Source organism: Psychromonas saccharinae, from assembly GCF_051201515.1.
Lineage (GTDB): Bacteria > Pseudomonadota > Gammaproteobacteria > Enterobacterales > Psychromonadaceae > Psychromonas.
In genome coordinates this window covers 4,052,770-4,077,055 of record NZ_CP195153.1, presented here as the reverse complement: position 1 = coordinate 4,077,055, position 24,286 = coordinate 4,052,770, and the positions used below count along the sequence as shown (strand labels likewise).

General features: G+C 39.3%; 21 protein-coding genes. 17 read left to right on the top strand and 4 right to left on the bottom strand.

Annotation, left to right across the window (positions count from 1 at the left end; genetic code table 11):
• The first annotated feature begins 75 nt into the window (after window positions 1–75).
• Window positions 76–618 carry a molybdopterin-guanine dinucleotide biosynthesis protein B gene (mobB, locus tag ACR30L_RS18230; protein ID WP_435235651.1) on the top strand — a complete coding sequence of 181 codons (543 nt, stop codon included), beginning with the start codon at window positions 76–78 and terminating at the stop codon, window positions 616–618.
• Between the two features lies 1 nt (window position 619).
• Here mobB and ACR30L_RS18225 read toward each other — a convergent pair whose 3' ends face one another.
• A complete protein-coding gene (locus ACR30L_RS18225) occupies window positions 620–1,510 on the bottom strand; it encodes a LysR family transcriptional regulator (RefSeq protein ID WP_435235650.1) in 891 nt (296 codons plus the stop codon).
• Between the two features lie 156 nt (window positions 1,511–1,666).
• Here ACR30L_RS18225 and ACR30L_RS18220 point away from each other — a divergent pair, with 156 nt between their 5' ends.
• From ACR30L_RS18220 to ACR30L_RS18210, 3 genes are read left to right on the top strand one after another with little or no spacing between them, the layout of a single operon-like run.
• Entirely contained in the window at window positions 1,667–3,088 is a 1,422-nt protein-coding gene (locus tag ACR30L_RS18220) for a coniferyl aldehyde dehydrogenase (RefSeq protein ID WP_435235649.1), read from the top strand.
• A gap of 3 nt (window positions 3,089–3,091) precedes the next feature.
• Complete coding sequence (locus ACR30L_RS18215) at window positions 3,092–3,997, top strand: HlyD family secretion protein (protein ID WP_435235648.1); 906 nt, start codon at window positions 3,092–3,094, stop codon at window positions 3,995–3,997.
• Entirely contained in the window at window positions 3,997–4,992 is a 996-nt protein-coding gene (locus tag ACR30L_RS18210; RefSeq protein ID WP_435235647.1) for a DUF2955 domain-containing protein, read from the top strand. Before ACR30L_RS18215 ends, ACR30L_RS18210 begins: the two co-directional genes overlap by 1 nt.
• A 170-nt stretch (window positions 4,993–5,162) precedes the next feature.
• On the opposite strand, the gene ACR30L_RS18205 is transcribed toward ACR30L_RS18210, so the two are convergent.
• Window positions 5,163–5,828 (bottom strand): hypothetical protein, encoded by a 666-nt coding sequence (locus ACR30L_RS18205; RefSeq protein WP_435235646.1) that lies wholly within the window; start codon window positions 5,826–5,828, stop codon window positions 5,163–5,165.
• A gap of 643 nt (window positions 5,829–6,471) precedes the next feature.
• Here ACR30L_RS18205 and ACR30L_RS18200 point away from each other — a divergent pair.
• From ACR30L_RS18200 to glpE, 11 genes are all read left to right on the top strand, one after another.
• A complete protein-coding gene (locus ACR30L_RS18200; protein ID WP_435235645.1) occupies window positions 6,472–7,821 on the top strand; it encodes an ABC transporter substrate-binding protein in 1,350 nt (449 codons plus the stop codon).
• A gap of 47 nt (window positions 7,822–7,868) precedes the next feature.
• Window positions 7,869–8,732, top strand: coding sequence for a carbohydrate ABC transporter permease (locus tag ACR30L_RS18195; RefSeq protein WP_435235644.1), 864 nt, complete (start codon window positions 7,869–7,871; stop codon window positions 8,730–8,732).
• A gap of 6 nt (window positions 8,733–8,738) precedes the next feature.
• Window positions 8,739–9,701, top strand: a complete 963-nt coding sequence (locus tag ACR30L_RS18190; RefSeq protein ID WP_435235643.1) for a carbohydrate ABC transporter permease — start codon at window positions 8,739–8,741, stop codon at window positions 9,699–9,701.
• A gap of 2 nt (window positions 9,702–9,703) precedes the next feature.
• Window positions 9,704–10,801, top strand: coding sequence for an ABC transporter ATP-binding protein (locus ACR30L_RS18185; protein WP_435235642.1), 1,098 nt, complete (start codon window positions 9,704–9,706; stop codon window positions 10,799–10,801).
• Between the two features lie 8 nt (window positions 10,802–10,809).
• On the top strand, window positions 10,810–11,832 hold the full coding sequence (locus ACR30L_RS18180) for a LacI family DNA-binding transcriptional regulator (protein WP_435235641.1): 1,023 nt from the start codon (window positions 10,810–10,812) through the stop codon (window positions 11,830–11,832).
• Between the two features lie 136 nt (window positions 11,833–11,968).
• The gene (gene cydD / locus ACR30L_RS18175; protein ID WP_435235640.1) at window positions 11,969–13,768 is read left to right on the top strand and encodes a heme ABC transporter permease/ATP-binding protein CydD; all 1,800 of its coding nucleotides are present in this window, start codon (window positions 11,969–11,971) and stop codon (window positions 13,766–13,768) included.
• Window positions 13,768–15,546 (top strand): heme ABC transporter ATP-binding protein/permease CydC, encoded by a 1,779-nt coding sequence (cydC, locus tag ACR30L_RS18170; RefSeq protein WP_435235639.1) that lies wholly within the window; start codon window positions 13,768–13,770, stop codon window positions 15,544–15,546. The genes cydD and cydC overlap by 1 nt, the downstream gene beginning before the upstream one ends.
• Window positions 15,547–15,673: 127 nt before the next feature.
• The gene (locus tag ACR30L_RS18165) at window positions 15,674–16,582 is read left to right on the top strand and encodes an aldo/keto reductase (protein WP_435235638.1); all 909 of its coding nucleotides are present in this window, start codon (window positions 15,674–15,676) and stop codon (window positions 16,580–16,582) included.
• A 37-nt stretch (window positions 16,583–16,619) separates the two neighbouring features.
• Entirely contained in the window at window positions 16,620–16,907 is a 288-nt protein-coding gene (locus tag ACR30L_RS18160) for an excalibur calcium-binding domain-containing protein (RefSeq protein ID WP_435235637.1), read from the top strand.
• 19 nt (window positions 16,908–16,926) lie between these two features.
• Window positions 16,927–17,409, top strand: coding sequence for a GNAT family N-acetyltransferase (locus ACR30L_RS18155; protein WP_435235636.1), 483 nt, complete (start codon window positions 16,927–16,929; stop codon window positions 17,407–17,409).
• Window positions 17,410–17,512: 103 nt separating this feature from the next.
• The gene (gene glpE / locus ACR30L_RS18150) at window positions 17,513–17,815 is read left to right on the top strand and encodes a thiosulfate sulfurtransferase GlpE (RefSeq protein ID WP_435235635.1); all 303 of its coding nucleotides are present in this window, start codon (window positions 17,513–17,515) and stop codon (window positions 17,813–17,815) included.
• 14 nt (window positions 17,816–17,829) lie between these two features.
• Here the strand turns inward: glpE and ACR30L_RS18145 are convergent, their stop codons facing one another.
• Window positions 17,830–18,549 carry a tRNA-uridine aminocarboxypropyltransferase gene (locus ACR30L_RS18145; RefSeq protein ID WP_435235634.1) on the bottom strand — a complete coding sequence of 240 codons (720 nt, stop codon included), beginning with the start codon at window positions 18,547–18,549 and terminating at the stop codon, window positions 17,830–17,832.
• A 179-nt stretch (window positions 18,550–18,728) separates the two neighbouring features.
• Between ACR30L_RS18145 and ACR30L_RS18140 the strand changes: the two genes are divergently transcribed.
• Window positions 18,729–20,645: a RecQ family ATP-dependent DNA helicase gene (locus ACR30L_RS18140; protein WP_435235633.1), complete on the top strand. Its 1,917-nt coding sequence runs from the start codon at window positions 18,729–18,731 to the stop codon at window positions 20,643–20,645.
• 106 nt (window positions 20,646–20,751) lie between these two features.
• On the top strand, window positions 20,752–21,780 hold the full coding sequence (gene ansA / locus ACR30L_RS18135) for an asparaginase (RefSeq protein ID WP_435235632.1): 1,029 nt from the start codon (window positions 20,752–20,754) through the stop codon (window positions 21,778–21,780).
• Window positions 21,781–21,787: 7 nt separating this feature from the next.
• On the opposite strand, the gene ACR30L_RS18130 is transcribed toward ansA, so the two are convergent.
• Entirely contained in the window at window positions 21,788–24,160 is a 2,373-nt protein-coding gene (locus ACR30L_RS18130) for a sensor domain-containing protein (protein WP_435235631.1), read from the bottom strand.
• Between the last annotated feature and the right edge of the window lie 126 nt (window positions 24,161–24,286).

Below are 24,286 nucleotides of genomic sequence, written 5' to 3'. Positions count from 1 at the left end.
TAGTTTACATGCGTTTAACACTATTCTTTTATTGATGTAGAGTAGATACTTTTTAAGTTTTTATAAGGTTAACTGATGTCTTTTCTTACTCACTTTCCTGTTCCTTTACTTGGCTTTGCTGCTTTTAGTGGCGTTGGTAAAACAACGTTGATTGAACAGTTGATTCCTTTGTTAACCAAGCAAGGATTAAATATCGGATTGGTTAAGCATAGCCATCACGATATTGAGATGGATAAACCCGGTAAAGACAGTTATCGATTGCGCAAAGCGGGCGCTTCACAGTTGGTGTTAGCGGGTCCACAGCGTTCTATTTTATTCAATGAATATGATAAACCGAAGGAAAGCACCTTAACCGAGCAATTGCAGTTATTACAAACCGACTCGCTAGATTTGGTGCTGGTGGAAGGTTTTCGCCATGAGTCCTTTAATAAAATTGAACTACATCGTTGTGAACTGGATAAACCCTTTTTATACACGGAAGATCCGTCAATTATTGCACTTGCCTGTGATCAGCCCATAGATGGGTGCTCGCTCGCGCAACTAAATATTAATGAAGTAGATAAAATCGCCCACTTTATAATTGATTTTGTTGAACATTTTAATCGTTGTAAACATTAAATTAGCGATGTTCACGTAATCCCTGAAGTAACGTTTGTCGCGCATGTGCCACACGAACTTGGCGCAATGCACTAGGCGCCCATATAAGATAATAATGAAGTTCAGGTGTACCAAGGGGAGACGGAAGTTGAACGAGCTGATTATTGGCCAGTTGATCAGTACATAAAAATTCCGGTATTACCGACCAACCAAATCCTTTGATCAGTAGTTTTCGTTGTGCTCTTAAATCTTGACTAATAACCGCCGGAATTAATGGTTTTCCCTGGAGTTTATTTTTGGTTATCCAATTATCAATAAGCGAGAGCTCTAGATTATAGGCAAGCATTGGTTCCGTGGATAATGCATCTGCTAAGCTTGGCGATTCAATAATACGTTGTGCAACGACAGGAGAAGCGACGGGGAGTGCGCGGGTGGTCATGATTTTTTCACTTTTTAAACGATTATCGACAACTGGATGAGCCGATATGCCAAGATCGCAATGCCCTTCAATTAACATATTATTGACGAAGGGACCATCTCCGGTATGCATTCTTACTCGGATTCCCGCCTCAAGTAAAGGTAAAAGCTGCTCCGATAATACCTCGGAAATAAAGTCTGCATGACCGACAAATTGTAAAACACCGGCCACATTCATGGATCTTCCCCGCGCTGAAGCGAGGGCCGCTTCCGCTAAATCTAACTTATCACCAATATCAACAGCAAGTTGATCCGCCGCAGAAGTGGGAATAACACCCGTTGCTGAACGTTCAAATAAAGGGCGACCGACGGCAACTTCTAATCCTGCAATATGTTGAGAGACCGCGGGCTGGGTTAAATTCAACATACGAGACGCGCTACTGATGGAATGTTGACGATAGACTTCGATAAAGGTGCGAAGGCGGACAAGTGACATTGGATACCTTAATGGAAACAGAGCTCATAAATTTATTTATACCCCTACGAAAATACCATTGTTGGCCGCAGTAAGCTAGTTCAATTACTATCTACGCATCAACTTAGTGAATCAGTACCTAGGTTAAACTCTTTCTCGTTTTAAGGATTTATTATTATGGTTACATCATCAGTTTCATCTCTAGAGTTACAACAAGTATTGAAAACAATGAAACGCGCACATTTGAGCCAGGGGCCTGCCGATGTAAAACTTCGCCAAGATCGTTTACTGCGTAGTATCAATTTAATCCGCATGAACTATCAGCGATTAACCGATGCGATGAATGCTGATTTTGGCCATCGCAGCGCTTATCAATCACAGGTTGCTGATTTAGGTAGCACTATGAAAATGCTCCAACATTCGCTCGAAAATGTATCTGCTTGGATGGCTCCCACTCTTATTGAAGCACCAGAGCCAGGCATGCAAACCCGTATTCAGCATCAACCTCTGGGGGTTGTTGGTGTTATTAGTCCGTGGAATTTCCCTGTTAACCTCGCTTTTGGTCCACTAGCCGGTATTTTTGCAGCAGGTAATACGGCAATGCTAAAACCATCTGAATTAACACCGCGTACTTCGGAATTACTTGCTGAATTAGTTGGGGCGAATTTTGGACCCGATGAATTGGAAGTGGTGTTGGGTGATGCTGAAGTTGGGCAGGCATTTAGTGCCTTACCTTTCGATCATTTAGTGTTTACCGGTAGTACTTCCGTGGGTAAACATGTAATGCGTGCCGCTGCTGAAAACCTTGTTCCTGTAACACTTGAACTGGGTGGCAAATCGCCAGTGATGATTGATACAGATGCGAATATTATTGATGCAGTGGAAAAAACATTAACGGTCAAAACCTTTAATGTCGGGCAAATTTGTTTATCACCAGACTATGTTTTATTGCCTGAAAATAAATTAAATGAGTTTGTAGAAAGTGCGCAATTATTTACGAGAAAAGCGTTTCCAACGATAATTGGAAACCCTGATTATACTAGTATCATTAACGATAAACATTACCAACGTTTGACTGGATTATTACAGGATGCAGAACAAAAAGGTGCGAAAATTATTAGTTTAGCACCAGAAGGTGAAGCTGCTTATAGCGCAGTCACACGTACAATTTCACCACATTTAGTCATTGGCGTAACTGATAAAATGGCAATTATGCAGGAAGAAATATTCGGTCCATTATTACCAGTGAAAACCTATAGCGATCGCCTTGATGCTATTGAATATATTAATGCTAATGCACGACCTTTAGCTGCTTATTATTTTGGTAATAACCCTGAGAATCAACAGCACTTTGCGGATAATACAACGTCGGGTGGTTTAGTGATTAACGATGTTATGACCCATGTGACGATTGATAGCCTTCCCTTTGGTGGTGTTGGCCATTCTGGTATAGGGGCTTATCACGGCGAACATGGTTTTAAACAATTTACGCATGCAAAACCAGTTGTTATTCAGGGAGATAGTCAGACATCAACCTCTCGTTTAAGTGCGCCCTATGCCGAAAAACAAATCGCACTTGAAGCAATGTTGAAGGGGTAATTCATGAAACGTGATGTGTACGCCTATATTACTACCTTTGTGTTGTTGATTGCCTTTGGCTTTAGTGCTTTTCTGATCTACAGCGATAACGTATTGCCCTTCACGACGCAAGCGACAGTTAAAACAACCTCGGTGAAAGTGGTGCCTGAAGTAAAGGGCTATATTCAAGAATTGTTTGTTCATGAAGGTCAACGAGTACGAGAAGGCACGCCTTTATTCCAAATTGATCCACAACCCTATGAAATTGAGAAAAAACGTGCGGAAGCGACTGTTAAACAGGTAAAAAGTAGTTGGATAAAAGCGCAAAATTATTTAAGGCGCGTGAATTTATTAAGCAAGCGTTCATCGGTGAGTAAAGAAGCGTTAGACGAGGCCAAATCTAATGAAGCAATTGCCTATGCGAATTATTTATCCGCTCAGGCAAGTTTAAATTTAGCGCAACTTAATCTGGATCGGACATTGGTTAAAGCTAAGGAAGCTAGCATTGTTACTAACTTAAGCTTTACCAAGGGAATGTATGCTTCACCATCAACCACGGTTGTGCATCTGGTTAAAGTTGATAACCAATGGATTGAAGCCGATTTTACCGAAAAAGGGTTGAGTGCATTGAAGCACGATCAAGTCGTTAATATTGTTTACGATGCCGTGCCGAATAAAGTCTTTAGGGGAAAAATTGTTTCAATAGATCAGGCTATTAGTAGTGGGTTAAGTAATCAAAATGAACTGGGTGAAATTACCTCGGAAACTCGTTGGATAAGACCACAGCAAAAGGTGCGTGTGCGTATTATTCCTGAACAAAAATCAGAGAACATTGTCGCAGGTAGTCGCGCGAGTGTGATGGTTGGGGATGATTCAATTATTTCTGACGGTTGGATGACTCTTTTAAGTTGGTTAAGGTTTATCTACTAATGTATGAACTAATTCGTAAAACACTGATTATCGTGCTTTGTCTGATGCTCAGTAAAATGTTGCATTTAACGGTCAGTGTTTACATCGTGTTATTTGCAGTGGTTATTGCTACCAGCTCTTATTCCAATCATATTTGGGTGATGATTAAAATGATGTTGCCGTCGTTGTTTGCAGCATTAGGCGCGGTTCTTTTAAATCAAGCCTTTGCAGGTCATCCATTTATTATTTGGACCTGTAGTATTATTTATTTTGATCATATTCGACGTAAGGTGGACTCAAATTTAAAAGCAAGAATGGTTATTTTGCCGATGTTTATGATTATTTTTGTCGACACTTATGCAAATAGTAGTGCATATACATTAATGATCCCCAATATAACGCGGGATCTCGTGCTAAGTGTGCTAATTACTGCATTAGTAGCAAGTTTTATTAATCATATTATGCCGATAAAACATAAGCCTCAAATGCCGAAAATAGTATCAATGCCAATTGGCGGTGCTGATCGTTTAAAGGTCCTGCTTTTAGTCGGTGTTGGTTTAGCATTTATAATGATTAATGAAGTAACGAGCGCTGTATTTTGTTTGGTTCCTTTGATTACGTCTGCAATGCAACCGACCCATGACATGATGAAAGAACATTCGCGTAATAAAATTTTGTCGCAGGTCGGAGGCTGTAGTCTTGCGATTATTGTGTCGATGTTGTTCTCGGGGACTGAAATTAATTTGTTCACCTATTTGTTTATTTCAACCGTGTTAGTTTTCACGATTCTATGGTGGTGTAATCATCCCGATAAAGAAGAAGGTTTGATCCACAGTGACGCATTAATGGGTTTTTTGATTCCCTATCAACTTTACATTGGCCAATACGGTAATAATTTTGGTTTAAACTCTATTATTCTTCGTGCCTTTGAATTAGTAGTTGTGTTGTTAATCATTTATACCATTGGTTATTGGTTAGATAAGTTTGTAACAAAAAATGAAAGCATAGCAAGTTAATGGTGGGATGTTCTTTTTGAAAAAACAGTAACTTTTGCCTCGAACTAAACCAGTTTTCCTATGCAAAATTTAGTTCATATAGTTAATACAATGGGGATAAAAAACGCCTTGATGTTATTCAAGGCGTTGTTATTTATCTACTGATTTATTTGGCTAAATCAGAATCGGGTTTATTTATTAGCTCTGACAGAAAAATCATCGACGCGAATTTCAATATCTTTTTTCATATTAGCACCATCAATTTTTCTATTATCTATTGCTAATAAAGCAAAGACTTCCACAATACCTCTTTCACCTGAGTTAAAGTCAACACTTACGCGGTGAAAACAAGAGTCTTTCGCTTTTGGCGCATTACGAAGTTCAAGTATATGAACGAGTTTTGCTGCAATAAGATTACCTGAAAGTGTACTTTCACCGGGATTAATATCTCTGACGCCCATGTATAAAGAAGCAGGAGATGTCGCGCCTTCTTTATCACAGTAATAAAGTGAGTAGGTCATATCTTTATTTTTAGGAAGATCAATGACTATTTGACTCAAGCCTGGGTTTGTCGATAAATCATTATTGTGTTCAGATTTTTTGAAGCGAATACGTGCAGAACCAATCCCATCTTTTTTAAATCTAAATGCAGAAGCAGGATCTTTACCCGAGGCATTTGTTGATGAAGAACCAACGTCACCTAACCCTGCTTTAGAGTCTTCGTGACTTATCCACACTTCAGATTCACCTGTATTGAGACGGAAATCATTGAAAGAGGGATCAAGTATGTAGTTTTGAGCAGAGAAGACGATTGACGGCATGGCTAAAGTAATAATTACAAGCAATCGTTTTAACATAACCATTATATCCTTATTGGAAAATTAAAATGAATAGGATAAAGATTAATCTAATACAAGTACAGCAGATTGGCATAATGGCATCATATTTATTGAGCCTTTTCACAAACTTAACTATATGGTCAGAGTGCTTAGAGATGGATATTGATATTAAGTATTAATAAATCATTAAACTTATTTTTTTATGTCTATTATTTTATTATTATGTTTTTTTTATTTTACTTTTCCGAGGGGGTTTGCGTATTTAGATAAATCATTTTTGTGATCTGCAACTCAAACTTATCAAAACCGGTTTTGTTCCCTTGTAAAAGTGAGAGGTTGAACGAAAAACAACCAGTAATAGTGTCTATGGTTACCTTATTAATTATATTATTTTTATATTTTAGCCATAAAAGCAAAACCGGTTTTGATCTAGCGATTCTCTTGTAAATGTTCTTAAACGTGACATGCATAAATCGAAAAATACGGTTTGCTACTGCACCATCACTTTAGTTGCTGTGATGTTGTGGTCATTTGTAATTTAAGATTCTTACTGGCGATGTCTTTTGGGCTTGGTCAGTATTCCTATCAACCTATTCATATATGGGTTAACTCATTTTCTTTGGTTGCAAAGAAAACGAACACGACAAAGAAGGATGTTACGATGAAAATCAGTACTTTGACACTAGGAATAACCGCTGCGACGTTATCTATTTCAAGCTTCGCTAATGCGACAACGGTAGAATATTGGACGATTCAAACTCAATCGGATCGACTTCAAACCATTGAGATCATGGCCGATGTATTTGAAGCGCTTAACCCCGGCATTGATGTGAAAATAATTGGTGTGGACGAAAATGATATGCCGAAGCAAATTGCGGCGGCGGCGGCATCAAATACTTTACCAGATCTGATTGAAGTCGGATCAAATCTATCATTAGCCTTTGCAGAAGAAGGAATTGTTGATACTGCGGCAAATACCCAAGCTATCAGTGATATCGGTAAAAGTCGTTTTTATAATGGCGCATTGACGCTGGTGGAAAATCCCGAACTTAAAGAATATGTTGCCATTCCTTATCATGGCTGGATACAAGGTATTTGGTATCGTGCTGATTGGTTTAAAGAGGCGGGACTTGCACCACCAACAACCTGGGAGGCGATAGAAAAAGCGGCTAAATATTTTTATAAACCGAAGGAAAATCAATACGGTATTTTAGTTGGAACGAAAGCCGATAGTTATGCTGAACAATGTTATACCCAGTTTGCGTTGTCTAACGATGCAGGTGAATTTGATAAAGCAGGTAATTTGATTTTCAATTCTATTGCGCAAACGGAAACCCTTGATTTTTATAAAAAGTTAGCTCAATACAATCCTCCTGGCCCACAAACATGGCGTGCTCGTGATTATTATTTACAGGGTAAATTGGCCATGTTTTTCTATTCCTCTTATATCCTCGATGATATTGCATTAGCAGAAGCGGCTGCGAGTTCGCTAAGTTCAGAGAATTTTAAAGAGCTTACGAATGCTCAGTTTGATCCTAACCTTGCTAAAAATACGCGTTTAGCAACAACCATTACTAATAAATCACCTTCTTCATTTGGCACCATGATTGGTTTTTCAATTATGAAAAATGACGATAAAGCGGAAGCAGATGCAACCAAGGCATTTGTTGAATATATGAATGAAAAAGATCAGGTGATTGCCTATTCACACATGGCCGTTGGTGGTCATCTCCCGATGCTGCGTGATATTGCGGAGACCGATGAATTCTTAAATGATCCAAAGGGGATCTTTGCTAAATACGGTAAAGAATCAATTAAAGAAATTGTTGCTGGATTTGACAATATCAAAAACTTTTCAGTTGTTGATGGTAAGGCCTTCCCTAAATCGGGGGAAATTTTTGCTAAACAAATCATTCCTCGGATGATCTACAGCGCAACAATTGAAGATAAAAGCACGAAAGCGTCACTCGATTGGGCTGAGCAACAAATGAAAGAAATAGTCGATAAATAATAATTGATGGGGGCTTCGGTCTCCATATCTTCTAACGAGGCAAAACGATGACTCCATTAGAAAGAGCGGAAGCAAAATTTGGTTGGAAATTAGTTGCGCCAACGATTGTTATTCTTGGTCTACTTATTCTTTATCCATTGGTTTATAACGTTTATTTGAGTTTCTTCGATGTTCAGTTAAACGGTGATAAATTATTTGTGGGTATCGCCAACTACCACAAACTCCTTTCAAACCCTGAATATTATGCGGCTATCTGGACAACGGGACTGTATTTATTTGGCACCGTAATGGGGACAACGATATTAGGCTTGGGCATGGCATTATTGCTACGCGATCCTTTTCCTGGACGAGGATTGGTCAATGCCGCAATTATGTTGCCCTATGTTGCCCCCGTTATTTCGGTGGTATTCGGGTGGCAATTTTTATTTGATCCGATATCAGGTGTGTTTAATTATCTGTTTGTTGATGTTTTTCATATTTGGAGTGAGCGGGTTAATTTAATTGGCGACCCTGATTCTGCATTATGGATTGTCGTGCTCTTCGATATTTGGAAGCATGCACCGATCGCCTATATGTTGATTCTATCAAAACTTGTCTCCATTTCTCAGGATCAATATGAAGCGGCTTCAATTGATGGTTATGGCCCTATTGGACGTTTTTTCCATGTCACCTTGCCGGAACTACATTTTGTACTCGCGACGGTGATATTGCTCCGATTGATTTGGAATTTAAATCGGTTTGAAGATGTGTTCTTACTTGCACCTAACGTTGAGACACTTCCTATATTCACCTATTACCAGGCTTTTACCGGCGTGATAGACCAAGGCCTTGCGGCTGCAACCTCCGTTATTCAACTTGGTGTGCTGTGTGTATTTATCTGGTTTTATACCAAAAAAGTCATGAAGTGGTGATTGAATATGAATGAGAAACGAACTTTAAAGGGGCGTTTTGCCTTTATCATTGCCGTTGGTTTATTAGTTTGCTTTAGTTTATTACCCTTTGCGCAGATTGTGTCAACGTCATTAAAGCATCAATATGATTGGGGAAATCCGTCTTTAATTCCTCAAACATTAAATTTTGATGCCTATAAAGAGTTGCTAGGATTAACTGAAGTTAAACAGGTTGAAATCCCCGTTGCGATTCAGAAAATATTAAATAACCCAAAGCTATCGGAAAAGCAAAAAGCGGTTATATCGGCAAAATACACATCTAACGATAACCTATTTCCCTTTGGCAAGTATATGCTTAATAGTTTATTACTCTCTGCAGGCGCGGCTGCTATTTCCTTAGTGTTTGCGGTGATGGGAGCCTATTCAATAAGTCGATTACGGTTTACAGGGCAGGTGGTTATTCAGCGGTCGGTATTATTTGTTTATATGATTGGCGGTGTCTTGTTGATGGTGCCGTTATATCAAATGGCGATGAATATTGGATTGGCATCCACTAAGTGGGGAAGTTTTATTAGTTTGTTTGTTATTTATATTGTGCAAACACTACCCGTTGGTATGTATATGTTAGGTAACTACTTTCGAGGTATCCCCTTTGCGTTAGAGGAAGCGGCGATGATGGATGGTTGCTCACGTAAGGAAGCCATTATCAAAGTTGTGTTGCCACTTTCGTTACCGATGTTGGCCACTGTATTTATCTATTGTTTTATTATTGGTTGGAATGAATATTTGTTTGCTTCTGTGTTTCTGAAGCAATATCCAGATCTTCATACGCTACCGCTCGCACTTCAAGAGTTATTCGTATCTAAAAATGCAATTTGGGATCGTATCATGGCTGCTTCTATGTTGACTCTTGCTCCCATTGTTATTTGTTTCCTATTTGCATCTCACTTTATGAAAGGTGGGAAAACCGACGGCGGGGTTAAGGGGTAATTATGGCTGCTATCAAATTAAAAAATATTGTTAAAAATTACGGCAAAACCGAAGTGGTTAAAAATATTAATCTAGAGATTAACGACGGTGAGTTTGTTGTATTAGTCGGCCCCTCTGGATGTGGTAAATCAACAACTTTACGAATGATTGCGGGATTAGAGCATGCAACATCCGGCGATATTAGTATCGGCGATCGTATCGTTAATGATATTGAGCCGCAAAACCGAAATATTGCAATGGTCTTCCAAAACTATGCACTTTATCCTCATAAGTCAGTGAAAGAGAATATTGTATTTGCGCTGCGCCGCTTGAAAGTAGAGGATCAGGAAATTCAACGTAGGCTTGCCGAAGTGGCTGAAATGCTTCAACTTGATGAATTATTAGATCGTAAACCGGCGGATCTCTCCGGTGGTCAACGTCAACGTGTAGCAATGGGCCGTGCAATTATTCGTGATGCCGATGTATTCCTATTCGATGAACCTTTGTCAAATCTCGATGCAAAACTGCGTGCGCATATGCGTACTGAAATCGGTAAAATTCATAATAAATTTGGGCGTACGAGTGTTTATGTCACCCATGACCAAGTAGAAGCCATGACGCTTGCCGATAAGGTGGTTGTGCTTGATGGTGGTGGTATTGCTCAGGCGGGCTCGCCGATGGAAATTTATTTGAATCCGGTGAATATTTTTGTTGCGCAATTTATTGGTTCGCCATCGATGAATATTATTGAAGGCACATTATTTAATGAATATTTAGATGTTGCGGGCTACCATTTACCACGACAAAAAATAACCAGTTTACATTATCAAGAAACGGTACCAGTGGAAGGTATGAAAGTTAAAGTCGGTATTCGTCCAGATTTTTTTAATGATATCAATTTTTTTGCTGAAACCGATGACACCTTTAATTTTAGCCAAGTAAGCATTGATTTAATTGAGCCGATGGGATTTGATAAAGAAGTATTGTTTAATTTGGGAGAGGCAACCGTTAAAGCGCGTTTAGATTTGCGTTCTGATATTACCCGTCATGATAAAATGGACTTATTGGTTGATCTGTCTCGGGTATTAGTTTTTAATCCGCAAACTCAACAACGATTATAAGTTTTGCCATGTCAATTAAACAACTTGCTGCGTATTTAGGGTTATCTAAGTCGACGGTATCTCGGGCGCTAAACGGATACTCTGATGTTAACCCGGATACCCGTCAAAAAGTAATTCAAGCCGCACAGGAAATTGGTTACAAGGCAAACCCGACAGCGCAACGTCTTGCCTCGGGTAAGTCGCGTAATGTCGGTATTATTCTCCCTGCTAATTCAGCTATGTTTGTTTCCCCTGCATTCTCAAAAGTATTAGCGGAAGCGTCTGCCTTTTTGGCCAAGCATCAATACAAATTAATCGTAATGACTTTGTCAGACTGGCAAGATGAGCAGGATGTCTATTTTGATTTTATGACCAGTGGATTAATTGATGGATTATTTATTGTGCGTACCCGTACTGATGATTCAAGATTGACCCTGTTATCTAATAGTAACTTCCCCTTTGTTTGTTTTGGTCATGGGCAAGGTTACGGTTTAGATTCCTTTGTCGATGTCGATAATGAAGATGCTTTTTATCAACTGACCAAGCGTCAAATAGCCCTTGGACATCGACATATTGCCTTTCTTGATGCACCAATTGATCTAACCCTTTCTCAAGCACGTATTCGTGGTTATCAAGCAGCGATGCAAGAAGCGAAATTAACCGTCGATGAACGTTGGATATTGAATGGTGAATTAACCGAAAGCGGGGCGACAATAATGACCAAGGAGGTTATGTCTTTGGCTGTTCGCCCAACATCGATACTTTGTGCCGATGATATTATGGCGATGGGATGTATTGCCGCCTGTGAGTCATTAGGTTATATACCTGGTGTCGATGTGGCGGTTTCCGGCTATGGTAACTATGAATACAGCGTATACAGTAAACCTTCAATCACGACATTGAAATATGATACGGAGGCGGTTGGAGAAATGATGGCGAAATTAATGTTGAATAAACTCGATAACCGACAATTCCCGATTCAAAATTGGTTCTATGCCGATATCGTCCCTCGCCAATCCGATGCAAATATTATCGGTTTAATTAAAAGTTAATGAGATTGGGAGGTTAATCCTTCACCTTAAATGGATAATTTTTTAATAAGCTGGTTTCATTCCTTCTCGACTCCTGCGATACTTCGTCGTATCATTTTTCGATGCCTACAAAAGACTCTTTAACCTCAGGATTAACATGGATAAACCGCTAGAAAAACAACTCACCTCATGGTTAAAAAAACAGAAGAAATCCTGTGGCTTTTTTCTTAATTTAACGGTGATTTTTGGTTTGTTAACCGGCTTTTCTCTTATTATTCAAGCCTATCTTATCTCTACAATTTTGCATGGGATTATTATCCTTGAATTACCTAGGTCGACATACACTCAGGATTTTATTCTGTTGTTATTGCTGATTCCCGTACGAGCGTTGCTGGCCTTTGGTCGGGAACGCAGTAGCTTTGAAGCGGGGAAAAGGTTACGTCTACAAATTCGTCGCGCTGTATTAGATAAAATAACGGATCTTGGGCCTGCTTATATTAAAGGAAAGCCAGCTGGAAGTTGGGCAAGTATTGTGCTTGAGCAAGTGGAAGATCTACAGGATTTTTATGCGCGTTATTTACCGCAAATGTCCTTGGCAGGTTTTATACCCTTAATGATTTTGGTGGTGGTATTTCCTCAAAACTGGGCTGCAGGACTTATTTTATTAGGTACTGCGCCGTTAATTCCAATCTTTATGATTTTTGTGGGAATGGGGGCTGCCGATGCTAATCGAAAAAACTTCAAAGCATTAGCGCAATTAAGCGGCCATTTTATGGATCGTCTTCAGGGATTAAATACCTTGAAACTGTTTAATCGAGGTGAAGCTGAAAGCGTTGCAATTGAAAATGCGTCAGAATCTTTTCGCCAACGAACTATGTCCGTGCTGCGTATGGCTTTTTTAAGCTCAGCGGTATTGGAATTTTTCGGCGCGGTTTCGATTGCGGTATTGGCCGTTTATTTTGGTTTTAGTTTTTTAGGCAATCTGAATTTTGGTGATTACAACGCAGGATTTACCTTGTTTGCCTCAATGTTTATATTGATGCTGGCGCCTGAGTTTTATCAACCCTTGCGTGATTTAGGGACTCATTATCATGCTAAAGCACAGGCCATTGGTGCCGCCGAAGAGTTAATGTATTTATTAGACTATGAAGTAGAAGAAAATACGCAATCTTCGGTAAACGCAACGGCAATCAAAGAGCTTAAATGTACTGATGGGATTGAAATCATTGCCCGTGACTTTACTGTAAAAAGTCATTCTGGTGTGGTGTTAGTTGGACCTTTAGATTTTAAAATTAATAGGGGAGAGCATATTGCTGTCGTCGGCCCAAGTGGTGCAGGAAAAAGTAGTTTATTGAATGGTTTACTGGGCTTCCTGCCTTATCAAGGATCATTAACGGTTAATGGTATCGAATTAAATCAATTATCTTTACCGCAGTGGCGAGCACAACTGGCTTGGCTCGGGCAAGAACCGCAACTTTTTCATGGCAGCGTCCGAGATAATGTGATGATGGCCGATTCTGATATGGATGACCAGAGGGTGAGAGATTTATTAACTAAAGCGAAAGTGATTGATTTTGTGGATCAACAATCTGCGGGACTCGATTATCCCATTGGAGAGCAAATGTCAGGCGTTTCCGTTGGACAAGCACAGCGTATCGCCTTGGCTCGTGCATTGGGTCAACAAGCACAGTTCTTTTTGTTGGATGAACCAACGGCGAGTTTAGATCGCCATAGTGAAGCGGCTGTTTTAACCGCACTTGATGATGCAATGGTAAATTCATCGAGTTTAATGGTAACCCATCGTCTGGAGCAATTAGCCAAAATGAAAACCATTTTAGTACTAGATAAAGGTAAGGTGGTGCAGCGCGGTAGTTTTGATGAATTAAATGCCATTAACGGTGTGTTCAAACAGATGCAGACCGATGAGTTAGCCGATGATCAACAGGAGCTTATCTAATGAAAGTGTTATTACCATTTATTAAGTTATTTAAACATCAATGGCTGATGATGTTGATCGGTTTAATTCTCAGTGTGGTTACATTACTTTCTGCGATTGGTTTGTTATCCCTTTCTGGATGGTTTTTGTCAGCTTCCGCAGTTGCAGGGTTAACGCTCGTTGCAACGCAATCATTTAACTATTTTACGCCGGCGGGTGGGGTGCGTTTCTTTTCTATTGCTCGTACGGCAAGTCGATATGGTGAGCGTTTAGCAACGCATGAAGCAACCTTTAAATTACTGACTCAACTACGTGTTTGGGCATGGCGTAAAGTACTTCCCTTAAGTGCGCGTAATATGCAAGGAGTAAGGCAAGGGGAGTTACTTAATCGTTTAGTTGCCGATGTAGATACCCTCGACCATATTTATTTACGACTTATCACTCCGTTATTTTCAGCATTAATTTTACTGGTGTGCTTATACTTTTTTGTTGCTTGGATTGATGTGAAGTTAGCACTTATTCTATGTGCTGGTTTGCTGTCTGCATGGTTAGTCTTACCCTTAATTTTTTATCAGTTGGGGAAAAAACCTGGGGTTAATGAGCTTGAAAGTAAGCGTGTTTTTCGGGTGCAATTATTAGAATACATGCAGGGGTTGGCTGAAATTTCATTATTTGGTGCGAATCAACGGTTTCGCCAAAAAATGAGCGATTCTGAAGCGAAGTTGATTGATAGTCAGCGCGCGATGGCGAACGTCACTGCATTTAGCCAAGCGGCATTAATTGTATGTCATGGTGTGATTGTCTTGTTTGTGCTTTACGTTGCCTCTTCTGGTCTCGGTGGCGATTCATATCCAGGGCCTATGCTCGCTTTAGTTACTTTTCTAGCGCTTGCTTGCATTGAAATGTTACAACCCATTGCGGGGGCATTTCAGCATCTATCTGCTTGTATTAATGCCGCGACGCGCGTTAATGAGTTAGTGGAACAAACACCGGATATTACATTTAATGCGCGAGCAACATCGGTTATTAACAAGGGAGCCCTTCAGCTTAAAAATATTGTTTTCCATTATGATGATGATAGTCAGCCGGTATTAAATGGCATTAACTTATCCATACATGCAGGTCAAAAAGTAGCGTTATTAGGCCAAACTGGATGTGGTAAATCGACATTACTTTCTTTGATCACTCGTGATTGGGAAGCGACTAGCGGTGAATTATTGTTAGATCGTGTCGCGATTAATCAATATAGTCAAAATGCATTAACATCTGGTATTTCATTGGTTAGTCAGCGTATTTATCTATTTAGTGGAACATTAAGAAGTAATTTAACCTTAGCGCAACCTGAGCCGCTTCAATATGAAACCTATGCAGAGCGAAAAGCTGCGCAGGATCTGAATGATAAACACTTAATTGAAGTATTGAATAAAGTTGGATTAGCGGTGTTAACCGAGGGAGATAATCCGCTTGATGCGTGGGTTGGAGAAGGTGGTCGACAACTTTCTGGTGGTGAAAAACGTCGTATTGGCGTTGCACGCGTATTATTACGCGATGCGCCATTATTATTACTTGATGAACCTACTGAAGGATTAGATAAGCGAACGGAAAGAGATATTCTTGCATTGCTGTTTGAGTTTGCTGCAGATAAAACCGTGTTAATGATTAGTCATCGTTTGACTGCGATGGATAAAATGGATGAAATCTACCTGATGGAAGAAGGGGCGTTACGGACTTCGGGTAATCACGCTAAATTGTTAGAAAATGATCATTATTACGCTAGCTTACATCAAACACTTATATAGATGCGGCTATAAATAGCAAATTATCGTGTAAATTTGTATTGAAATGTAACGGTGTGTTGACCTGTGTATTGAAGATGACTCGTTGTTGTTAAACTGAACGATAGTTTTATCAATATTGGAGTGAGCTATGAGTGAAGTGAAAAAAGTGTTGATGTCGCCGCAGGGACCTTCTTTTTCTGAGTTAATACAAGGGTATTGGCGATTAGCATCTTGGGAAATGACAGCTCAACAACGTTTATCTTTTTTAAGTGAACATATCGAGTTAGGTATCACAACGGTTGATAATGCGGCTATTTATGGCAATAGCGAGGTTTTGTTTGGGGAAGCGCTGAAACTTAATCCGAGTATTCGCAATGAGATTGAGATTGTCTCTAAATTTGGTATTAATGGTATACCATCGTCGCCCGAAGAGAGACGTGTTTCCCATTACGATAGTAGTAAAGAGGCTATTTTAACTTCTGCTGAAAATTCATTGAAACGATTAAATACCGATTATTTAGATGCGTTATTAGTACATCGTCCTGACTTTCTTATGGATGCAGATCAAGTTGCAGATGCCTTTTCTGAATTAAAGCAAAGCGGTAAAGTAAAACACTTTGGCGTTTCAAATTTTACAACCTCGCAGTTTGACTTATTACAGTCACGTTTAGATTTTTCACTAATGACCAATCAGGTGGAAATTAATCCGGTTAATTTAGTTGTGCTTGAAGATGGCACAACGGATCAATTACAACAATATCGTGTCCGCCCTATGGCTTGGTCATGTCTCGCTGGTGGACGTATTTTCTTTGATAATACAGAGCAAATGCAACGATTACGTAAAACCTTAATTGAATTAATGGTAGAAATGGACGCAACATCGATTGAACAAGTTATTTTTGCTTGGGTGTTAAAACATCCTTCAAATCCAGTTGCTTTAATTGGTTCAGGGAAAATATCTCGGGTTAAGCAAGCGGTTGAAGCCTTGAGTCTCAGCATGACAACGGAGCAATGGTACCGCATTTGGGTTGCATCGAAGGGATGCCCAGTTCCATAATTTTTTGAGTTTAATAGTAAAGGGCTAAATTAAATCAATGAAAACATTATTAATATGGATTGTTGTGGCGGTAGCTGGATGGCATATATATAAAAAAGTCACGGTGCCGGTTATTACTAACGCAGATCTGGAATTATTAAATCCACCCGTTAATACCATTGATGATTCGGTAGATACTTACGCGAGTTATTCATGTGATGGTCGTGAATATTGTAGTCAAATGACATCCTGTGAAGAAGCTACTTTCTTTATTCAAAATTGCCCGAACACTAAAATGGATGGCAACCATGATGGGGTTCCCTGTGAACGCCAATTTTGTCATTAATTTATAAGAGAGTTATTTCATGTGTTATGCGATTAATCCAATAGAAACCAATGATGATCCCATTGTTTGCGATATCATTAAGCAAGTTGGTGCTGAATACGGTGCAATTGGAGAAGGTTTTGGGCCTTCCGATGATGAAGTGTCAGCGATGAGCATTCATTACACGGAGGATAATTGCAGCTGTTATTTGGTTGCAAAGGTTAAGGGAGAAATCGTAGGGGGCTGTGGTATTGCGCCTTTTAATCAAAGTCGTGAATATTGTGAACTTAAAAAATTATTTCTCCTACCCGATAGCCGAGGTCTAGGGATCGGACGTCAATTGGTTGAAGCCTGCCTTACCTTTGCACAATCCCAAGGTTTTACATATTGCTACCTCGATACTTTGTCGAATATGACGCAGGCAATATCGCTTTATGAGCGATTCGATTTTGTCCATTTAAAAGTGCCTTTGCTGGGGACTGAACACAATGGATGTGATGTTTGGATGTTAAAATCTTTATAGGCCACTTATTGAATCGGTTTCAGCAATTAAGTAGTATTATATGACAGCTTTGTAAATATATTGTTATATTAATGTTCGTTACCGATGGGTTAAAGGAGTAATTATGTCATATAAGTGTATTTCAGTGGATGAAGCCGAAGCATTATTAAAAATTGAAGGGGCAACACTATTAGATATTCGGGATCCTGAATCTTTTTCAAGAGGATCCATTTATCATGCGACGAATGTGAATAATGAAAATGTTGAGCAGGTTATTGAAAGTTCAGATAAAGCAAAACCTGTGATTATTTATTGTTATCACGGTAACAGCAGTAAAAGTGCCGCAGATTACTTTTTCCATCGAGGCTTTACTGAATCATATAGTGTTGACGGTGGTTACCAGCAATGGGCACTGCAAACACTATAGTGGTTAAGCGAGTTTCATTTTTGTTGAAGTAATCCAGCTAAACGGTATTGGCTCGCATTGTCAGGTAGCTGCTTACGCTCTTTCCCGAGTAAATAGTTCTCTTTAAATGTGTCGAATAATAAGTCCATTATTTCGGCATTTTGACTTTCCCCTATAAACTCCAGTACTCGTCCTGCTACCTCTGCGGTGGCGAGTTGGTTATCTTTGCTTGCCTTACGTACTAAATAACGTGAGATGGTTTCCGGCGAAAAAGATAAAATAGGAAAGTTATTTAAATAAGGGCTTTTACGGAACATTTTCTTGGCTTGTGCCCAACTGCCATCAAAAATAATAAATAAAGGACGTTTTTCTCCTATTTCTGGCAAATCATGTATAAGCCTCTCACTTGTTGTATATTCGGCTGGAAAGATAATAATGGGCCGCCATTGCGGATCTGCCAATAACGTTAATAATTCAGTTTCTGGGGCTGTTCGAGACCAAATAAAAGCATAGGTATTAGGGATAAGATCTGCTATCAAGCGACCCGTATTACTTGGCTTGAGAATTTCATCATCATACATTAACAAGACAAATGCACTGTTGGTGGTGACAGTTTGTTTTATACTGCAAATGCATAAATTAGGTAATAGCATACAATTAGTGCAGCGTTCAATGCGTCCACCTCGTGCTAAAAAAGGACGAGTACATTGGCTTAGACGTTGTTGATAAAGTTTATGAATTGCATGAATGCGCATAACATATGCCTGTCGGTTAATCGAAATTGTGATTATATACCCATTACCATTCAAGATGCAGAAATCAGCAAGACGAGAGGTGAGCAGATTCTAGGCATAAAGGTGAAGATCTAACGGGTTAAATCGAGACTTTAGGGTATATGATATAAACAAAACTTAGTTAATCAGGTGAGAATAAGATGAAGCAGTTACTTGAACAATATTTTGGTTTTTCAACGTTTCGTGATGGTCAAGAGCAGGTTATTCGCACCTTGGTTGATGGGCAAAGTGCTGCGGCTATTTTTCCTACTGGTTCAGGTAAAAGTCTCTGTTATCAACTTCCTGCACTTCGTCTTCCGCATTTGACTTTAGTTGTTTCTCCTTTACTTGCCTTGATTCAAGATCAATTACAGTTTTTACAAAGTAAAGGTATTAGTGCCGCAAGTATTCAATCGATGCAGACCCCCGCTGAGTCAGCTGCCGTGTACAATGCACTGTCTGCGGGCGAGATAAAAATTTTGTTTATTTCCGTTGAGCGATTGAATAGCGAACGATTTCGGTTATTTCTAAAGAAGCTTCCTATCTCTATGTTGGTGGTTGATGAAGCGCATTGTATTTCTGAATGGGGACATAACTTTCGTCCCGATTATCTTAAATTAGCGCAATATCGTCGCGATTTTCATATACCTCAGGTTTTATTGTTGACCGCGACTGCTACAGATAAAGTGATCGAAGATATGGCGAATAAATTTGCTATCGATCCGAACAATATTACTTTAACGGGTTCCTATCGAGCTAATCTAAATCTTTCCGTCGTTGGTGTAAGTGATGAGGATAAACTCGCTGCGTTAATTCCTTGGGTAACTGAGCGTAAAGCCACATCCGGTATAATCTACGTGACATTACAAAAAACAGCCGAGGGCTTAGCGAATTATTTAACTAAGCACGGTGTTGATGCCACTGCTTACCACGCCGGTTTGGACAGTGAAAAGCGTGTGGCGATTCAACAGCAGTTTATGTCTGGTCAATTACCCTTGATTGTGGCGACAATTGCTTTTGGGATGGGAATTGATAAAAGTGATATTCGCTTTGTCGTGCACTATGACCTACCTAAATCTATTGAAAATTATGCACAGGAAATAGGGCGGGCAGGTCGAGATGGATTATCATCAGATTGCTTGGTGTTAGCGAATAAAAGTCACCTTAATATTCTGGAAAATTTTGTCTATTCAGATACACCTGAGCCCACTGCAATTGATTATATTTTAAATGAAATACAACAAACAAACGGACAATGGGAAGTGCTGATGAATAGCCTGTCTAGTTTGTCTAATGTGCGTTTGTTAGCACTAAAAACATTGCTTGTTTATTTGGAATTAGAAGGCGTGATCCAACCTGCTTATAGTTATTATGCTGAATATAAATATAAACTGTTAGTTTCAGAAAATGCGTTGCTCGGGCACTTTCAAGGCGAGCGTGTCGCGTTTTTACAATCTATATTGCATAGTTCTGACAAGGCGCGTACTTGGGCGACAATTAATTTTGACAGATTGTATTCAAATTATGGTAGTGAACGAAGTCGTGTCATTGCGGCGATAGATTACCTTGACCAGAAAGGCTTAATTGAGCTACAAAGTAAGCAGATGACGCAAGTCTATAAAGTGTTTAAAGAAGCGATAACGTCTAATTTACGCGAACAGTTAGTGTTGCGATTCAGCGATAAAGAAACCAGTGAAATAAAACGTATCCATCACTTATTAGATTTCTTTGCGAGTAAAACGTGTTTAAGTCTTCAGCTTGCGAATTACTTTTCCGATAATCGTCTTCAACAACCTTGCGGACATTGCTCCGTTTGTGCTGGTAAGCCCGCTATTTTGCCCGAACCGCCTGCATTACCACCACTTGAGCAATATGATTTTCATCTATTAAGTGAGTCTATTCGCGATAAGCTCGCAGATAAAACAAGCTCCGTCTTATTGGCAAGGTTCTTCTGTGGGCTTACTACACCTATTTTTACGCGTTTAAAAGTGCGTAGCTTGAGTGGTTTTGGTTCCTTTGAAATGTATCGCTTTAAAGATGTAAAAGACTGGATTGATAAAGAACTTGTAATCAAATAATTTAAGATAAAATAGGTTATCTTACTCAGTCTATCATTTGAGACTAAATATACATTTAGAAACCCCTTAAATTCTGTTATCTTGTGCGCAAAAATCAGGGGGAACCATGGGCAATAAAAAACGCATTTATATCGCATATACGGGTGGCACAATTGGAATGAAACCATCGACGGAAGGATATATTCCAGTTGCTGGTTATTTATCTGAAACCATTGCTAATATGCCTGAGTTTTACCATGAAGATATGCCCGAATTTGAAATTCATGAATATGATCCGCTTATAGATTCTGCCAATGTTTCTCCTGATATTTGGCAATTATTAGCATCGGATATTCAACAGCGTTACCATGATTTTGATGGGTTTATTATTTTGCATGGCACCGATACCATGTCTTATACCGCATCGGCGTTGTCATTTGTTTTCGAAAATCTGAGTAAGCCCGTTATTATTACTGGGTCTCAAATTCCCCTTTCACAATTACGAACCGATGCGCGTATTAATTTGTTAAATTCGCTTTATATTGCCGCACATCATCCGATCAATGAAGTGTGTTTATTTTTTAATAACCAACTGTTTCGTGGTAATCGTTCAACGAAGCAATATGCAGATGGGTTTGATGCCTTTGCATCCCCGAATTATCCTGTCTTACTTGAAGCGGGGATTGCAATAAAAGATATTGCCGGACATAAACAGAAATCAGTTAATACGCGTTTACAGGTGAGTGAAATTACCAAGCAGTCTATCGCTATTTTGCATCTCTTTCCGGGGTTAGATTGGCAGGTGCTGGATAATTTATTAAAGAGCCCGCTTCAAGCCCTTGTGTTATTAACTTATGGCGTAGGTAATGCACAGCAAGATGCTCAATTATTAGCGACCTTAAAAGAAGCAAAAGATCGTGGCATTTTAATTGTTAATTGTAGTCAGTGTCTCAAAGGTCGGGTGAATATGGATGGTTATGCTACTGGGCATGCGTTGCGCGAAGTTGGGGTAATTAGTGGTTTGGATATGACCACCGAAACCGTGATTGCTAAACTGTATTATTTACTGAGTCAGGGGTTATCTAATAAAGTGATCCGAGAATTGCTAGAAACCGATTTACGTGGTGAACTCGGAGCCATTGGAGAACAGCGCTAATAATTTTTTATTTTGTTAGCGGCTCGATATCCTGTTGATGCATGAAAGCAACAAACTCTTTTACGGGCATGGGCTTGGCATAATAGTAGCCCTGAGCATGTTGGCAACTCAAGTTATTGAGCATTTTTTCATGGATCGATAATTCTACACCTTCAGCAATAATATCTAATCCCAAAACCTGCGCGAGTGCGATGATTATTTTGACAATTGCGATATCATCAGCATTCGTTTCAATTTCATGGATAAATGATTTATCGATTTTCAAGGTGTCTAGTGGTAATTTTTTTAAATAAGCCATCGACGAAAGGCCGGTTCCAAAATCATCGATAGCAATACGAACGCCAATATTTCGGAGATCTTGAAGTGTTTTTATGGATTTATCTAAATTTTCCATTACAACGGTTTCGGTAATTTCTAGTTCGATTAAGTTAGGCGCTACGTCATGTAACTCACATTGTTCAAGGATGGTATCTCTAATTTCACCTTCATTAAACTGGAGTGCAGATATATTGATGGCGATGGGTATTTCTTGTATTAGGTCTATTTTCCATTGCGCAATTTGCTCGATTACGGTGATAATGACCTGTCGACCAATCTCATTTATCAACCCCGCTTCTTCAGCATAGGGAATGAAAAGTAATGGGCAAATTAACCCTTTTTGGGGATGATTCCAACGAATCAGTGCTTCAGCACCAGAGACTTCTTTATTGGCAAGACAGACACGTGGTTGGTAATACATTTCAAATTGATTATTATCGATAGCATCACGTAGCTCCATTTCTAGCTGTAATCGTTCATCAACTTTCACCATCATGGCTGAAGAAAAATAGCGGAAATTATTTTTCCCAAATGCCTTTGCCGTGTACATTGCGGTATCTGCACTTTTCATTAATTTATCGTAACTTGAACCGTCTTCGGGGAAAATGGCAATACCGATGGAGGAGGTCAAAGAAACTGGAGATGACGTTTCTGTTATCGGTTTCGCAAGCACGGTTAATATCTTTTGTGCTAAATGAGAAAGATCGGCAGTGTTCTTTACATTATCAATAAAAATGACAAACTCATCCCCACCAAAACGTGCCACCGTGTCGGATTTTCGTATACAAGAAAGTAACCGTTTCGCCTGTGCTTTAATCACCTCATCGCCAGCATCGTGGCCAAGTGTATCGTTAATGGATTTAAAATTATCGAGGTCAATAAATAATAGTGCCATACGAGATTGATTACGTTTGGCATTCGAAATAGAGTGAGTAATACGGTCTTGTAATAACGTTCGATTAGCAAGTCCGGTTAATGGATCGTGATAGGCTAATTGGCGAATGCGTTGCTCATCTTTTTTCTGGTCAGTGATATCATTCATGACACAAATAAAGCGTTGTTCTCCGATCATATGTTTATCTTGAACAAGTGTGACGCTACAAGAAGCTAAAAAGCTTTCCCCAGATACTTTTTTGCACCAAGTATTGCCGGTTCGATAGCTATTTGGTGACCGTGGGTTGATGAGTTTACTTAAAGTATGTTTACTATTATTTTCAGTACTATCGAGTTCTGCAATATTAGTTATTAATGCCTGCTCAAAAGACAATCCTGTTAATTTTGTAAATGAAGGATTAACGGAAAGAATATGCCCTTTATGATTAAAAACAAAAATGGCTTCCGTGGTGTTATTGTAGACACTGGCCGCTAACTGTAACTTTTTAGCAATGGCCCGCGTGTCGGTAATATCGCGCGCGGTTGCAAAGAAAGTATCTTCACTTTCAGGGTAAGACGTCCATTCTAACCAGCGGTAAGCACCATTTTTATGTCGGTATCGATTGACATAATTATTAACATTTTGGCCATTGATTAATGTATTAAATGCTTTATTTGTATCTTCAATATCCTCGGGGTGAATAAAAGAAATAAAGGGTTTTTCATACAATTCATGCCTTGACCAGCCTAATGTTTTTTCCCATGAAAGGCTTAATTTTGTAAAGTAACCTTTATTCGACGCTATGCAGAGTAAGTCTGGGGCCATTTCAAAAAGTCGTTCTTGAATACTGGTTGTGGATTCTTTTTTACTGTTTTCGATTAGAGCAGTTAGTAATGTGGCGAAGTTTCGTAAATAGGGAAGAAAAGGCGTTAAGGTGGATTTATCTGAGGTAATAAGTTGTAGGCAGCCAAAATTTGCGGTGCCATGCTTTAAGGGGAGCTCAATGGTATTTTCATGACTGACTGCATCTTTTTTATCTTCCCAAAGAATGCTCTCTATCCCAGGGAAGTCTTTTAGCCCCTGAAGAATAACGTCATGTATTTTACTAACGGGTAACATTGTTGATTTACTTTGTAAATGCAACAAGCTCGCTAAATAATCATTATTTAGTTCGTTTTCAAATTCCACTCTATAAGCTCCCTGCTTCTTAGAATATAAACAGTTTACCATTGGAATTAAATTTACACTATTTTATCCGTTGTACTAGGAGAATTGGTAATAAATGAATATAAAATGCGAGTGGATGCATTTTAT

Excerpts from the sequence above, each read along its gene's own strand:
- mobB (WP_435235651.1), top strand. The coding sequence starts at position 76 with ATGTCTTTTCTTACTCACTTTCCTGTTCCTTTACTTGGCTTTGCTGCT.
- ACR30L_RS18225 (WP_435235650.1), bottom strand. The coding sequence starts at position 1,510 with ATGTCACTTGTCCGCCTTCGCACCTTTATCGAAGTCTATCGTCAACAT.
- ACR30L_RS18220 (WP_435235649.1), top strand. The coding sequence starts at position 1,667 with ATGGTTACATCATCAGTTTCATCTCTAGAGTTACAACAAGTATTGAAA.
- ACR30L_RS18215 (WP_435235648.1), top strand. The coding sequence starts at position 3,092 with ATGAAACGTGATGTGTACGCCTATATTACTACCTTTGTGTTGTTGATT.
- ACR30L_RS18210 (WP_435235647.1), top strand. The coding sequence starts at position 3,997 with ATGTATGAACTAATTCGTAAAACACTGATTATCGTGCTTTGTCTGATG.
- ACR30L_RS18205 (WP_435235646.1), bottom strand. The coding sequence starts at position 5,828 with ATGTTAAAACGATTGCTTGTAATTATTACTTTAGCCATGCCGTCAATC.
- ACR30L_RS18200 (WP_435235645.1), top strand. The coding sequence starts at position 6,472 with ATGAAAATCAGTACTTTGACACTAGGAATAACCGCTGCGACGTTATCT.
- ACR30L_RS18195 (WP_435235644.1), top strand. The coding sequence starts at position 7,869 with ATGACTCCATTAGAAAGAGCGGAAGCAAAATTTGGTTGGAAATTAGTT.
- ACR30L_RS18190 (WP_435235643.1), top strand. The coding sequence starts at position 8,739 with ATGAATGAGAAACGAACTTTAAAGGGGCGTTTTGCCTTTATCATTGCC.
- ACR30L_RS18185 (WP_435235642.1), top strand. The coding sequence starts at position 9,704 with ATGGCTGCTATCAAATTAAAAAATATTGTTAAAAATTACGGCAAAACC.
- ACR30L_RS18180 (WP_435235641.1), top strand. The coding sequence starts at position 10,810 with ATGTCAATTAAACAACTTGCTGCGTATTTAGGGTTATCTAAGTCGACG.
- cydD (WP_435235640.1), top strand. The coding sequence starts at position 11,969 with ATGGATAAACCGCTAGAAAAACAACTCACCTCATGGTTAAAAAAACAG.
- cydC (WP_435235639.1), top strand. The coding sequence starts at position 13,768 with ATGAAAGTGTTATTACCATTTATTAAGTTATTTAAACATCAATGGCTG.
- ACR30L_RS18165 (WP_435235638.1), top strand. The coding sequence starts at position 15,674 with ATGAGTGAAGTGAAAAAAGTGTTGATGTCGCCGCAGGGACCTTCTTTT.
- ACR30L_RS18160 (WP_435235637.1), top strand. The coding sequence starts at position 16,620 with ATGAAAACATTATTAATATGGATTGTTGTGGCGGTAGCTGGATGGCAT.
- ACR30L_RS18155 (WP_435235636.1), top strand. The coding sequence starts at position 16,927 with ATGTGTTATGCGATTAATCCAATAGAAACCAATGATGATCCCATTGTT.
- glpE (WP_435235635.1), top strand. The coding sequence starts at position 17,513 with ATGTCATATAAGTGTATTTCAGTGGATGAAGCCGAAGCATTATTAAAA.
- ACR30L_RS18145 (WP_435235634.1), bottom strand. The coding sequence starts at position 18,549 with ATGCGCATTCATGCAATTCATAAACTTTATCAACAACGTCTAAGCCAA.
- ACR30L_RS18140 (WP_435235633.1), top strand. The coding sequence starts at position 18,729 with ATGAAGCAGTTACTTGAACAATATTTTGGTTTTTCAACGTTTCGTGAT.
- ansA (WP_435235632.1), top strand. The coding sequence starts at position 20,752 with ATGGGCAATAAAAAACGCATTTATATCGCATATACGGGTGGCACAATT.